This is a genomic window from Natronorubrum sp. A-ect3 (genome assembly GCF_041821125.1).
Taxonomy (GTDB): Archaea; Halobacteriota; Halobacteria; order Halobacteriales; family Natrialbaceae; genus Natronorubrum; species Natronorubrum bangense.
The window spans coordinates 898,571-911,555 of record NZ_JBGUBB010000002.1 but is presented as its reverse complement, the minus strand read 5'-3'; the positions used below and the strand labels follow the sequence as shown (position 1 = coordinate 911,555).

The 12,985-nt window shown below is 62.4% G+C and carries 12 protein-coding genes; 1 reads left to right on the top strand and 11 read right to left on the bottom strand.

Features of this window, described 5'->3' with window-relative positions; genetic code table 11:
* Positions 1-149: 149 nt before the first annotated feature.
* The 5 genes from ACERJA_RS11220 to ACERJA_RS11200 form a co-directional block, all read right to left on the bottom strand.
* A complete protein-coding gene (locus tag ACERJA_RS11220; protein ID WP_373608265.1) occupies positions 150-1,286 on the bottom strand; it encodes a phosphotransacetylase family protein in 1,137 nt (378 codons plus the stop codon).
* Entirely contained in the window at positions 1,283-3,379 is a 2,097-nt protein-coding gene (locus tag ACERJA_RS11215; protein WP_373608264.1) for an acetate--CoA ligase family protein, read from the bottom strand. The genes ACERJA_RS11220 and ACERJA_RS11215 overlap by 4 nt, the downstream gene beginning before the upstream one ends.
* 120 nt (positions 3,380-3,499) lie before the next feature.
* Positions 3,500-4,645 carry a metal ABC transporter permease gene (locus ACERJA_RS11210; RefSeq protein WP_373608263.1) on the bottom strand — a complete coding sequence of 382 codons (1,146 nt, stop codon included), beginning with the start codon at positions 4,643-4,645 and terminating at the stop codon, positions 3,500-3,502.
* On the bottom strand, positions 4,642-5,385 hold the full coding sequence (locus tag ACERJA_RS11205; RefSeq protein WP_006065528.1) for a metal ABC transporter ATP-binding protein: 744 nt from the start codon (positions 5,383-5,385) through the stop codon (positions 4,642-4,644). Before ACERJA_RS11205 ends, ACERJA_RS11210 begins: the two co-directional genes overlap by 4 nt.
* 97 nt (positions 5,386-5,482) lie before the next feature.
* Positions 5,483-6,886 carry a metal ABC transporter substrate-binding protein gene (locus ACERJA_RS11200; protein ID WP_373608262.1) on the bottom strand — a complete coding sequence of 468 codons (1,404 nt, stop codon included), beginning with the start codon at positions 6,884-6,886 and terminating at the stop codon, positions 5,483-5,485.
* 171 nt (positions 6,887-7,057) lie between these two features.
* Between ACERJA_RS11200 and ACERJA_RS11195 the strand changes: the two genes are divergently transcribed.
* Complete coding sequence (locus ACERJA_RS11195; protein ID WP_373608261.1) at positions 7,058-7,279, top strand: hypothetical protein; 222 nt, start codon at positions 7,058-7,060, stop codon at positions 7,277-7,279.
* Here ACERJA_RS11195 and ACERJA_RS11190 read toward each other — a convergent pair.
* From ACERJA_RS11190 to ACERJA_RS11165, 6 genes are all read right to left on the bottom strand, one after another.
* On the bottom strand, positions 7,237-8,211 hold the full coding sequence (locus ACERJA_RS11190; protein WP_373608260.1) for a hypothetical protein: 975 nt from the start codon (positions 8,209-8,211) through the stop codon (positions 7,237-7,239). The genes ACERJA_RS11195 and ACERJA_RS11190 overlap by 43 nt on opposite strands.
* Before the next feature lie 155 nt (positions 8,212-8,366).
* Positions 8,367-8,843, bottom strand: coding sequence for a YbaK/EbsC family protein (locus tag ACERJA_RS11185; RefSeq protein WP_373608259.1), 477 nt, complete (start codon positions 8,841-8,843; stop codon positions 8,367-8,369).
* A gap of 115 nt (positions 8,844-8,958) precedes the next feature.
* Positions 8,959-9,381, bottom strand: coding sequence for a hypothetical protein (locus tag ACERJA_RS11180; RefSeq protein ID WP_373608258.1), 423 nt, complete (start codon positions 9,379-9,381; stop codon positions 8,959-8,961).
* A gap of 93 nt (positions 9,382-9,474) precedes the next feature.
* Positions 9,475-10,611 carry a YhjD/YihY/BrkB family envelope integrity protein gene (locus tag ACERJA_RS11175; RefSeq protein ID WP_373608257.1) on the bottom strand — a complete coding sequence of 379 codons (1,137 nt, stop codon included), beginning with the start codon at positions 10,609-10,611 and terminating at the stop codon, positions 9,475-9,477.
* A gap of 76 nt (positions 10,612-10,687) precedes the next feature.
* Positions 10,688-10,846, bottom strand: coding sequence for a hypothetical protein (locus ACERJA_RS11170; protein WP_373608256.1), 159 nt, complete (start codon positions 10,844-10,846; stop codon positions 10,688-10,690).
* A gap of 146 nt (positions 10,847-10,992) precedes the next feature.
* Positions 10,993-12,591: a DASS family sodium-coupled anion symporter gene (locus ACERJA_RS11165; protein WP_373608255.1), complete on the bottom strand. Its 1,599-nt coding sequence runs from the start codon at positions 12,589-12,591 to the stop codon at positions 10,993-10,995.
* Positions 12,592-12,985: the final 394 nt, after the last annotated feature.

Here is a 12,985-nt window from a genome sequence, read left to right as displayed (position 1 = left end):
CCTGTCGACGCTGTGGTACTGGCGTGCTGGAATGAATCGAGAACCAGCTGTCTGTTCTCGACAGCGTTCGATGCTGATGGCGGCCGTCACCACCGCACGCTCCTGTCTACCACATTTGACGACTGGTTGCGATGGCTCTCTCAAACGGGTTACTGTTGGCGATCGCTGTCGGCGGCTAGAATCGAATCGATGGCTGCGTGGTCACCGAGGAGCTGTTCCATCCGGTCGACAGTTTCAACGTTGCGCGTACGCCCACTTCGGACGACGTCTTCGGCACGTTCGACGGTCGTCAGCGTGTCCGTCTGCACCGTCAGAATCGGTGTTCCGCGTTCTGTTGCCTGCCCGATAATCGTTCCCGACGGCCGGTGGCCGCCAGTCAGGATGAGACACCGAATGCCGGGTGCCTCGAGTGCGGCCCGGTGGATCTCGGCGCGATCGCCCCCGGTGATCACGGCGGCGTCTTTCGTCCGGCGGAAATGGCGCAGGGCGCTATCGCCGCCCATCGCACCGACAGTAAACCGCTCGATGTACGCGTCCGCGCCAGCGTCGACGAGCATCGATGCCCCCAGCTCCGCTGCCAGTTCGTCAACTGTCACGCCCGAGAGTACCTGCTCGCTCGGCACGACACCGAAGACCGGAATCCCTCGCCCCTCGAGGAAGGGGACGACATCGGTCTCGAGCGGATCGTATGCAGCGTCTGGGACGTCGTTGAAGATCACGCCGGCGAGGCGGTCGCCGAAGGCGTCGGCCGCGGCCAACACGTCGTCGACGTCGCCGGGGACGGTATAGGATGCGACGAGGACAACACGCGCGTCCAACAGCGCTGCGATGTCAACATCCGTGAGATCGACGATGCCGCCGATGTCGTACTCGCCGCCGCCCTCAAGGAACAGTCGATCAGTGCCGTCTGCGAGCGTTTCGAACGCCTCCGAAACGCGCTCTCGGAGCTCTGCTGGGTCCTCGCGCCCGCGAATCGCCTGCTCGATGAACGTCGGCGAGTAGACAACTGGTTCTAAGTCGTGCATCTCCGCGTCGAGGTCGAGCAGTTCGCGAGCGAGCAGCGGATCCTCATCCAGGGTCTTCCCGACATTGCTCTGGAGGCTGGTTCCTTTTGGCTTCATGTAGCCGACGCTGTCGCCCTCGCGCTGTGCAAGCCGGGCGAGTGCGAGCGTGATAGCCGTCTTGCCGGTGCTGGTCTCGAGTGAGCTAACGAGGATCGTGTCGGTGCTGTCGTCGGTCGGTTCGCTGTCGGTCTGGTCGGTCGCCGTGGGTTCAGTGTTGGTCATAGGGTCTCCGTGTCGACGGTGAGTCGAAGGTCGATCGCCTGTACGCCATCGGGGCCGGCAACGAGCGGGTTGATGTCGAGTTCGAGGATTGCCGGGAAGTCAGTCACCAGCTGTGAGAGTCGCTGGATCGTCTCGATAACCTCCTCGATATCCGCGGGCTCTCGTCCTCGAGCGCCGCGCAACAGCGGTGCTGCTCGAATCTCGTCGATCATCTCTCGAGCGTCGCGTTCGCCGATTGGGGCCACACGTACCGACGTATCCTCGAGAATTTCGACGAAGATGCCGCCGAGACCGAACAACAAGAGCGGGCCGAACTGCGGATCGCGGTTCATCCCGACGATCGTCTCGGTGGCGACGTCGAGATCGACCAGCTCCTGGACCTGCACGCCGAGGATCGTCGCGTCGGGCTGGTAGTTGCGCGCTCGAGCGACGAGATCTTCGTAGGCATCGTAGACGTCCGCGTCGGCGACGCCGACTTTCACGCCACCGATATCGGATTTGTGCGAGATATCGGGGCTGACGATCTTCATCACGACGTCGCCGTCGATCCGCTCGGCGACCTCGCACGCACGCTCTGGATCGTCGACGATCTCGCCATCTGGGGTTGGGATGCCGTACGCCTCGAGGAGGTCCATCGACTCGACGCCTAGTCGGTTGTCGTCACGGTCGGCTGCGCGCTCGAGAATCTCGCGGGCGCGTTCGTGATCGACGTCGAACCGTTCGGGCTCGTCGACCGTCTGGTCGCGAATGTTGCGGTACCGGGCCAGCGCATCAAGCCCGGCGACTGCTCGGGCGGGATCGAAGTAGTTCGGGATCCCGAACTCGCGCAAGACTTCTTCGGCAGCACGTGCTCGCTGTCCACCCATCAGACAGGTGACGACGGGCGTCTCGTGTTCGGCGCGTTTCTCGATGACCGTCTCGGCAAGTGTGTCGTACTCGAGGACTGCCGTCGGCGCGCTAACCACGACTGCGCTGCCGACGTTCGGATCCGCGAGTGCGATATCGAGCGCCTCGCCAAAACGATCGGCGTCGGCATCGCCGATGGCGTCGATCGGGTTGTAGATGTTGGCTTCATCGGGCATCGCCTCGCTCAACGCATCGATCGTTTCGTCGGTGAAGTCGGCCATCTCGAGACGCACGTCACCGACTGCATCAGTCGTCAACACGCCGGGGCCACCTGCGTTCGTGACGACCGCAACGCCGTCCGAATCCGGTTCTGACAGCCCCGAAAGCGCCCGTGCGTAGTCGAACAGCTCCTGGACGGAGTTAGCACGGATCACGCCCGCCTGCTCGAGGCCGGCTTTGTAGGCCCGCTCGCTGCCAGCGATCGCGCCAGTATGTGAGGAAGCTGCCTGTGCGCCGGCATCCGTACGACCGGATTTGACGAGGACGATCGGCGTCTCGTCGGTCACGTCACGGGCCGCCCGGATGAATTCGTCGCCGTTGTCGATCCCCTCGAGATAGCCGATGATGACGTCCGTCTCTGCATCGGCACCCCACTCGCGGATGAAGTCCGTCTCGTCGAGCACCGCCTTGTTCCCGAGCGAGACGACGTCCTGAAAGCCGATCTCCTGTTCGTTGGCCCAGTCCAGGACGGCCGTGATGAACGCTCCCGACTGGCTCATAAATGAGATCGAGCCCTCGAGCGCGGTTTCGGGGCCAAAGGAGGCGTTCATATCGTTCGGCGTGGACATAATCCCGAGACTGTTGGGCCCGACGACGTTGAGATCGTACTCTGTGGCAATCTCGCGCAGTCGGCGCTCGCGTTTGGCACCTTCACTGCCAGTCTCCGAGAAGCCGGCAGTGATGACGACGACGTTTTTCGTCCCCGCCTCGGCGATATCCTGGATCGACTCGATCACGATATCGGGCGGGACGACGACGACCGCCAGATCGATCGGCGGCGCACTCGACACAGCTGAATAACACTCGAGCCCGAGAATCTCGTCGCGTTTCGGATTGATCGGCACGACCTCCCCGACGAACTCGTCACGGAGGTTCTCGACGATCGCACGGCCGACAGCACCGTCGCGGTCGGTCGCGCCAACTACGGCGACGGTCTCGGGGTCGAATAACGCGGATAACCGTCCCATCGTTCGCTGGGTCGACGCGAGAGGAATTAAAGCCGTGGCCTCCTCTCGTTTGCTGGGCACGATCCGTCACGTCGGCGCGCAATCCTCGAGACAATCGGGAGGCGATAGCGACCGACGGACTCAGTGCATCGAGATCGACATCCCGGAGCGATCCGAGAGGACGATCGCAAGCAGGTAGAAGCCGATGGCGACGACGACGATCGAGCCACCCGGTGGAAGACTCGCCCAGATCGCAAACGCCAGCCCACCGATTACTGCGGCCTGTCCGAACAGCACGGAGAGATACAGCGTTTCACGGAAGCTTCTGGCGATCTGGGAGGCCGTGGCCACCGGCAAGACGAGCATCGCGGCGACGAGGATCACGCCGAGGATCTGCATCGCGCCGACGACGACGACCGCCGTCATGACGATCAACAGGGTGTTGTAGCCATCGACGTTGAGACGTGCGACACGGGCCGCCTGTTCGTCGAACGTGATGAACAGCAGCTGCTTGTAGGTCAAGACGATCACGGCGACGACGACGATGGTGAGGAACGCAACCATCCGGGCCCCTTCGACGGTGACGATGGTTAGGCTTCCAAAGAGGAAGCCCTCAATGTCGATCGCCATCGAGACACGTTCACGGCCCCAGCTGATGAGGAGGGTTCCGACGGCGAAACTGCCACTGAGGACGATTGCGATCGGCACGTCACCGTAGGTGTTCGTCTTCGCGGTCAGCCACTGGAGGCCGATCGCGCCCAGCGCGCTGACGACCATCGCGATGAGGATCAACGCGCCGCTATTGCTGACGTGTGCGAGCAACACCGTCCCCTCGGCGAACGCCACGAAGATCAAACCGACGGCGACGCCCGCAAAGGCGGTGTGGGCAAGCGTCTCGCCGATGAGTGCCATCTGCCGATGGACCAGGTACGTCCCGACGAGCGGGGCGACGATGCCGATCAGGACACCTGTCGCGATCGCCCGCCACATAAACGGATGCTGGAAGATGTTCGTTCCGAGATAGAAATCCATCCACATCCCGACGATGAGGAACTGGCTGAACAGGAACTCCGCATGGGGCGCGACGCCGAGCCAAGCGGGCGCGCCACGAAGCCAGTCGAGGGTGATAAACGCAATCATCGCCATCGCGAGCAGCGCGGTCGCGGCGATTCCGCCGAGTTCGAGCTGCGTCCTCGAGGGGCCAACCGCGTGGAGACGCGCACGAACACCTACGCTCTCGCCGGCGGCGTCCGTGGCCTCAGCTGGATTGTTCGTGTCGTGGCTCATTGGTGATCGTGCTCGACGACGCCATGGGCCGCGCCGTAGGCCTTTGCGAGTGCATCGCTCTCGAGGAACGAGACGGTCTTTCCGTGGTGGTAGAGCTCCTTGTTGATACAGGCGATCTTGTTGACGTGTTTGGTGAGGATGTCGATGTCGTGTTCGATGAGAATAATCGTGATCCCTTGTTGGTTGAGTTCGTCGAGCAGTCCGTAGAACTGATCGCGCGACTCCGCGTCGACGCCGACTGTTGGTTCGTCGAGTGCGAGCAGATCCGCCTCGGAGGCGAGCGCACGGGCAATAAAGGCCCGCTGGCGTTGGCCACCTGAGAGCTGGTTGATCTGTCGATCGGCCAGATCACTGACCTCGACCGTTTCGAGGGCCTCATCGACGATTTCGTGATCCTCCTCGGTGAGCCTCGAGCGCCCGGCATGGGCGAACCGACCCATGAGAACGACCTCCCGGACGGTCACGGGCATCGTCTCACCCCGATCGGTCGAGCGCTGGGAGACGTAGCCGATCCGCTCGCCTGCCTCGAACTCCTCGATGGGCTGGCCGAACAGTTCGACCGTGCCGCTATCGGGACGCTGGAGACCGAGCATAAGGTGCAACAGCGTCGTCTTGCCCGACCCGTTTGGGCCGATCAATCCGAGAAAGTCCCCCTGCTCGATCGTCAGCGAGATGTCTTCGACGGCGACTTTCTCGCCGTAGGCGAACGTCACGTCCTGTACGTCGACGATCGGTGTCACTGTCTTCTCCGTTGAGCGTCGAGCGTCCGAACGTTTAATTCTTCCATCTTGCGGCGGGCTCTCGGCCGATACCGACGTGGTCGGTTCTGGCATGGACTCACTCGGCATCGAGCGCCTTTCGCAACGAGGGGAGATTGATCTCTTCCATCTGTTCGACCCATCCCCAGTCGTCCTCGTTCCATTCACCCGTCGTTCCCTCGACCGGGCTAAGCGGTTCTGCGTCAGTCGCTGAACTTCCCTCGAGGAGCTGTTCGGCGTCGCTCGGGAGGTCGTCCATGTCGTCTGGATCGCTGGACTCGAACGGATCGTAGAGGATGGTGTCGATGTCGTGTTCGTCGACGATATCGATCAAGTTCGCAACAGCAGCGAAATCCTCACTGGCGTCAGGTGTCGCACCGGTTGGCGTGTGGAACTCGATACCGTATCGCCGGGCGATGTACTGATAGGAGTCGTGGCCGACGAAGACGACGATCTCGCGGTCTGCGTCCTCGACGAGCTGCTCGAACTGCCGGTCGACCTCGGCGAGTCGCTCGTTGTACGCCTCGGCGTTCTCCTCGAACAGGTCGGCGTTGTCTGGATCGATTTCGGCAAGACCGTTGGCGATGTTCGAAACAGCGTCCTGTGCGAGGACTGGATCGACCCAGACGTGTGGGTCGTGGAACTCGCTTGCCCCCTCTCCATCGACCACATCGACGGTCATCGGGCCCTCGTCGGTGTCGTAGACGAGGTCCCCTTCGTGACGAAGCTCGAAAATGATCGCTGTGTTTCCTGTCTCGAGGCCCGTCAGCTCGACGTAGTCGCCGTAGGACGTGATTTCGATGACGTCCTCCTGAGCGCCGTCGGCCAGTCGCGCGTCGAACTGGAACGCCTCGTTTTCGCCGAGCGGAACGATCCGATCGTCCGAATCACGGAACACGGCTCCGATCGGCACGCTGCCATCGACCGGCACCTCTGGAACTCCACCATGCCAGTGGTCGATGTGCCAGTAGCCGAGTTGGTCTTCCGTGCGCAGATCATAGAAGTCGAATCGCTCTCTGACGATATCGTCGGGGTCAAACTCGTGGTCGTAGTCTGTCTCTGGAAGCCCATCGTCCTCGTCATCCTCGTCGTCTGCGCCGCCAAACGGAATGAGGTGTGGACCCATCCCGCTCATCGCATCGATCACGGTGACGCTGTCGTCGTAGTCGCGCTCGAGGCCGGAGACGATGTCCTGAGCCCACGAGAATTCGGGTGTGTCCATGTAAATGAACACTTCACCCGAGGCGACGTCTGCGGTGAGGTCAAAGTCGGGCTCCCAGCCGTGTCCCATCTCGCCGGCCGGGACCGGGTTCTCGAACTCGAGTTCGCCGTCGGCGACCTGATTCGCCCAATCCCAGAGGGTAAAGAAGGCGGCGTAGCCGCCCTCGTTGCCTGTCTCATCGGGCTCGCTCAGACAGCCGGCGACCGCACCGAGCGAGACGGCACCAGTACCCGCAAGCACTGACCGCCGTGTCAGATTCATACCAGTAGGTGGCGGTACGCGGTTAAAAGTATTATTATATCAACGAGGCGGTTTAATAAGGCATGGTGCCGGCGTTTCAGTCGTTAGCAAGTCGCCGCTCGAGAGCGAGACTGAAAGGCGAAGATCGACAGAGCGTTACTCGCCGGTGAGTCGGGGCACTGCACGCCCGTCGTGGAGTTCGACGATAGCGTACTCCTCGATCTCATCACATTCGTCGACGTCATCCGTTTCGTACTCGACGTGGCCGTCGGAGACCTCAATCGAACCGACAACGTCGCTGAAGAACGCGAACGTGTCGTCGTCGTGATCGTGGTCGTGGTCACGCCGGAACCAACCGCCAGCGATCCGCCTCAGTCGTCGCCGACAGTGACGGTGAGCGCCGGCGTCTCGTAGTCGACGTGATCGTCGTGGATGAGCGTGAAGACGACCTCGGTTTCCCCGGCGGACTCGCCGTGGATGTGGACGTGGTCGCCGTGGTAGTCTTCGTCCTCGTCGATCTCGACGATGCCCTCCTCGGCGTCGTCGGCGAGTTCGACGCCGAGTTCGTACTCGGAGCCGAGAACGATCTCGTCGCCGTCGGCGTCCTCGAGTTCGGCGCCGATCGAGACGTTGTCGCCGACCGGGATCGTCGGGAAGTCGTCCTCGCCGTGCCAGTGGTCGTCGTGGACGTAGGAGATCTCCTCGTGTGGGTCGTGCGCGCGGTCGAGGAGCTGGAACTCGCTGACGTACTCGTCGTCGTGATCGTCGTCCTCCTCGACGACCTGAGCCGTGATCGGCGGACTCTGGTAGTCAGCGTGGTCGTCGTGCCAGATGATGAAGACGACCTCGGTGATGCCCTCTTGCTCACCGTGGATGTGGACGTGATCGCCGTGGTAGTCGTCCTCGTCGATGCCGACGACGTCCTCGGGCTGGTCGGGAGCCACGGCAACGCGAAGTTCGTACTCGTCGCCGAGTTCGAGTTCGTCGCCGTCCTCGAGTTCGACCTCGGCACCGATCGAGACGTTGTCGTCGACCGGAATCGACGGGAGGGAGCCGTGCCAGTGGTCGCCGTGGACGTACGCGGCCTCCTCGTGGGGGTCGTGTGCCCGGTCGAGGATGGTGAATCCTTCGTCGGCGACGCCGAGCTCGTCGAAGTACTCGTCGGCGACCTCGTCGTCGTGATCGTGATCGTGATCGTGGTCGTCGTCGTGGTCGTCGTCGTCGTCGTCGGGTTCGGGCTCGTCACCCTCTTCGTCGCCGAGACAGCCAGCGAGTCCGAGCGCGGTCAGCGAACCGGTCGCCGCAAGCAGCTTCCGTCGGGATGCGTATCGGGGTTTGTCACTCACGTATAATCACCATCACACTCTTTTGACCAGTTAGTAATGAAGGTGACGATTCTATTAACTGGAAGCAACGATACCTGATTAGTTAGTATGATTTGCGATCAGTCTGGACCGTCTTACTATTTGACCACGCTCCGTTCCGTGATCCGCGGCGGGAACTACTCCGCGACCGCAGCCGGCGTCGCGTCCGCGTACTCGAGGAGTCGGTCCGGATCGATCGGAAAGACGGCCTGTGGCGTTCCCGCCGCTGTCCAGACCGTCTCGAACTCGAGCAGCGTCTCGTCGACGACGACCGGAACGGTGCGCTCGTAACAGAACGGTGGGACGCCACCGATCGACCAGCCGAGTTGGTCGCGAATCCGGTCAGGGTCGGCCATCGAGACGTCGTCGGGGGCGGCGTCGACCGCCTCGGCGAGCGCGGCCTCGTCGACCCGGTTCGCGCCGCTGGTGACCGAGACGACCAGCGAGCCGGCGACGTCGAAGACTAGGGAGCTGGCGATCTGGCCGACCGCACAGCCGACTGCGTCGGCCGCATCGGTCGCCGTCTTCGTCCCGTCAGGAAACTCCTCGACCGCGGGCTCGAACCCGCACTCGGCTCGAGCCCGTTCGACGAAGGTCGTTGCGCGTGGATGCATCGAGCGCACGTTTTGCCCGCGACGGCAAAAGGGTTCAGACGATTCGTTGTAATTCGTGACCGCTGATGGCTCCCCCATCCGAGCGATCACGGGCAACCCACTGTAACGATCCGTCTCATTCGAGCGAGATGTCGAGGTAGATGCCATCTCGTCGTCGATACGCCGGCGGCTGCTCGAGGTCGTCATCACGGACGACCTCGAAGGCGTCGAACCGAACGACGAGCCGCCCCGGTTCGATCGTCGCTCGCAGTATCGGGCCGCGACTCGTGACGACGACGTACGGCGGCGCTGGGACTGGCTGGGCGCGCAACTCATACCCCATCGCCGCGACGACGTCGGCGAGCACCAGTGGCAGCTGCTCGAGCAGGCCCGTCGCCTCGAGTGTCGACCGAAGCCGTTTGGAAACCGCATCGCTATCGGTGGTCCGGGCAGTGTCCCAGGGCTCGGCGACGTGATCTGCACAGTGAGAGATTCCCTCGATGATCTCGGGATGTTCGTTTTCGATCCGTCGTCGAGCGTCTCGTACCGGGCGCGACACGACTGTGCGTCCGGGCGGGAGTTACTAAGCTGTCCCGGCTCCGTCACCGGGCGCACTGACTCCCCCTCGAGGCCACCTCCATCGAGAGCACCGTCAGTTTCGTTTGATAACTGCGATCTTGAACGTCTGTACGCGATTGAGCACCGCTTGCACGAACTGTCGCCACGCCGGTTCCTGTCGCGTCTGGGCCTCGAGTTCGTTCTGCAACCGCTCGTTTTCGGCCTCGAGTGTGCTAGCGGTCTCCTCCAGAGCCGTCACTCGGTCCTCGAGCTGATAGCGGCGTTCGCGCTGGGCGTGCAGGTCGAGTTGGAGTTTATCGCGTTCACGCTCGAGCCTGTCGGCACGCTCGGTGAGACGCTCACGTTCCCGCGTCCGGTCGTCGACGAACGCGTCACGGTCGGTGTTGGCGATCGAATCGTCGTCCGCCTCGGCATCGTCGGTGGGCTCGAGATACCCGGTCCCAACCGCGTTGACGACCGCCCCCGCGAGCAGGATCAGGCCGCCGAAGTACAGCCACGTCAACAACAGGAGGATGGCTCCGACTGCTCCGCCTCCCTCGTCGGCGGCGAACGCGACGTAGACGCGAAAGAGCGACTGCAGTGCCATCCAACCGACGGCTGCGACGACGACACCGGGGATGACCTCGCGTTTGGAGATCCCTTCGGCGTCGGGAAAGTAGTAGTACATCGGATAGAACGCGGCCGTGAGGACGACGACGAGCAGGAGCGACTGCAACACGCCGAAGCCGGGGATGTTCGGCAGGAACGCGAACACGATACCCATGCCGGCTGCCGCGATCAGCGCGCCGCCGAGTGCACCGAAGACGAGCAACGCGTCACGGAGCTGTTCAACGAAGGAGTTCTTGCCGGTCGTCCCGTAAATCTCCGAGAAGGCGGTATCCAGTCCTCTAAATATCTTCAGCGACCCCCAGACGAGAACGATGACCCCGATTATCGTCGAGCCCGCTGTTGCAGGCGAATCCTCGAGCGATTCTTCGACAAGCAACTGGCCGCTCTCAGGGAGAAAGCCCGCTGTCGTCTCGGTAACTTGCGTCGCGAACTCCTCGTCGGGAACGAGTGTGACGAGAAAAAAGACGAGCACGAGCAACGGAATCAGCGAAATAAACGCCTGGTAGGCGATGCTCGCAGCCATGAACGGGACGTTCCTCTCCTGAATCCCATCGACGACCGTCTTCCCGAACGAAAGGCCGCCCCGAAGGTCGCTGGACATAGAAAACGAAGGGGACCGAACCAAAATAGGCCGTCGGCTTGCAACACCCGTGTTGCTTTTTCGCCCCGACTCTCGATTACGGCTTTTCGATACCCTCGAGCGTCGACTCGACGGCCCCCGTGTCGGCAGGGTGGTTATCCTCCCGTCTCGGCCGGGAAACCGATGAAGAGGGACTCGAGGAGTCAAGCCAGATGAAGACTGTCTGGCTCGAGCGGGCGGGCGAGGATCGACCCACTTGAACTCGACTGAGCCGTCTTGATACGGTCTGCGGTCCCAACCTCCCGGTCGGGTCGCGGGTGCACCGGCATGACTGACAGCGGTCCGGACGAATCTACGGACAGCACGTCGCATTCGATCGTTCTTCGGCGATTCCAGAGACGCCTAGCCGAACACGAACGGAAACCAGAGAAAGGTCAGCAGTGCGGTGACGCCGATTCCCAAGAGATTCAGCCAGATCCCGATTCGCACCATATCCGGGATGGTCAAGTAGCCGGCTCCGAACACGATCGCGTTCGGTGGTGTCGCGACCGGGAGCATGAACGCGAACGACGCCGAAAGCGCAGTGAGCGCCATTAGCCCGAGTGGGTCGATCCCGAGCGTTGCGCCGAGTCCGATCATGATCGGTATGAACACCGTTGCGGTCGCCGTATTCGAGTTGATCTCGGTCAGAAAGACGACGACCCCTGCGATGATGAGCAGCAACACGATCAGCCGCACGTCGGCGAAGACGGCTAACGCGTTGGCGATCAGTTCGTCAAGGCCACTCAGCTGGAACGCGTTCGCGATCGAAAACCCGGCACCGAGCAGTAACAGGACTCCCCACGGAAGATCTGCAACCGCCTCCCACTCGAGCAAGAACTCCCGTTCCCGAAGATTGACTGGAACGACGAATAACAGGATCGCCCCGATGATGGCAATCGTCTCGTCGGTCAGTGCCGGCACGATCGGTTCCAGGAGGAACGGCCGAAGGATCCAGCCGCCAGCGACGATCGCGAAGACGGACAGAACGCGGCGCTCGCCGCGTCCGAGTGCTCCCATCGCCTCGAGTTCGGCCTGGACGACGTCCTCGATCCCGGATTCGGGGACGCGTTCTGGCCGGAGCAACACCAGCAACAGATACCAGGTCGCCACTAGAAGGATCGCCGAAGCGGGGAGCGCAAACAGCATCCAGTCGAAAAACCCGATGTCAACGCCGAGACTCGCGCCGGCCACGCCAGCGAAGACGGCGTTGGGTGGACTGCCGATGATCGTCGCTGCCCCGCCGATCGAGGCGCCGTAGGCGATACCGAGCAGCAACGCGATCCCGAACCGTGATCGGGGGAGGTCCTCGGGATCTGGGACCGACTCTGCTGTCGCCATCGTCGCCTCCTGATTCGGGTTGTCGCGGTGCTCGGCTGTTGTGTCGTCGTCCGCTGTTTCCGCCTGCCCGCCCCCGTCCGGCTCCTGTATCGTGACGTACTGCGTAACAACTGCCGTCCCGATCGGGACCATCATCATGGCCGTCGCCGTGTTCGAGATCCACATCGAGAGCACGGCCGTTGCAAGCATGAAACCGAACAGCAACCGTCCGGGGCTAGCACCGACGAGATTCACGATCGTCAGTGCGATACGCCGATGGAGATCCCAGTACTCGATAGCGAGCGCAAGCAGGAACCCACCGAGGAGCAAGAAGATGATCGGGTCAGCATACGGCGTGGTGGCATCCGCGACGGTCCCAACGTCAGTGAGCGGAAACAACGCGACCGGAAGCAGACTCGTCACCGGGATCGGGACTGCTTCCGTCATCCACCAGATCGCGATCCAGAGCGTCCCGGCTAACACCGCGTTCGCGTCACTCGGAATGGCAAACGGCGTTCCCACGTAGACGATCACGAAGGCGAGCGGCCCCACCAGCAGCCCCAGATTCTCACGCGTCAGCACATCCGGTTCGTCCTCGTCCGCCGCCGACGTACTCGAGTCTGCCCCAGCCGCGGTTCTCATTTCGTCGCTCGAACCCAAATGTCGCCCTCGCGGTGCTTGTGGCTTCGTCGTTGTCCCCTTCCACGGAATCGGCTTGTGAGACCGCTCGACAGAACCTCGGATTCCCTACTCATCGGTCGTGCTATGCGACACGGGATTGTAAGAATCAGTGACAGAAGCGCTGAGTGTCTGTTTGCTGTGTATCGTCTCGTTCGATGTCAGCGCAGTCACGACGTCACGGACGGGTATAGTAACAACTGCAACGATTTAACACTGATCGCACAGCCATCGTGCGATCAGGTGTACATTGACTTTCAGTGGCTACTATAGGTCATCGGCATGGGCAGCACCATGCAACGAACAGCACGATGGAGAGAGCTGGTCGCTCCTCGAGAGAGCGGAGGTGCAAAGCCGC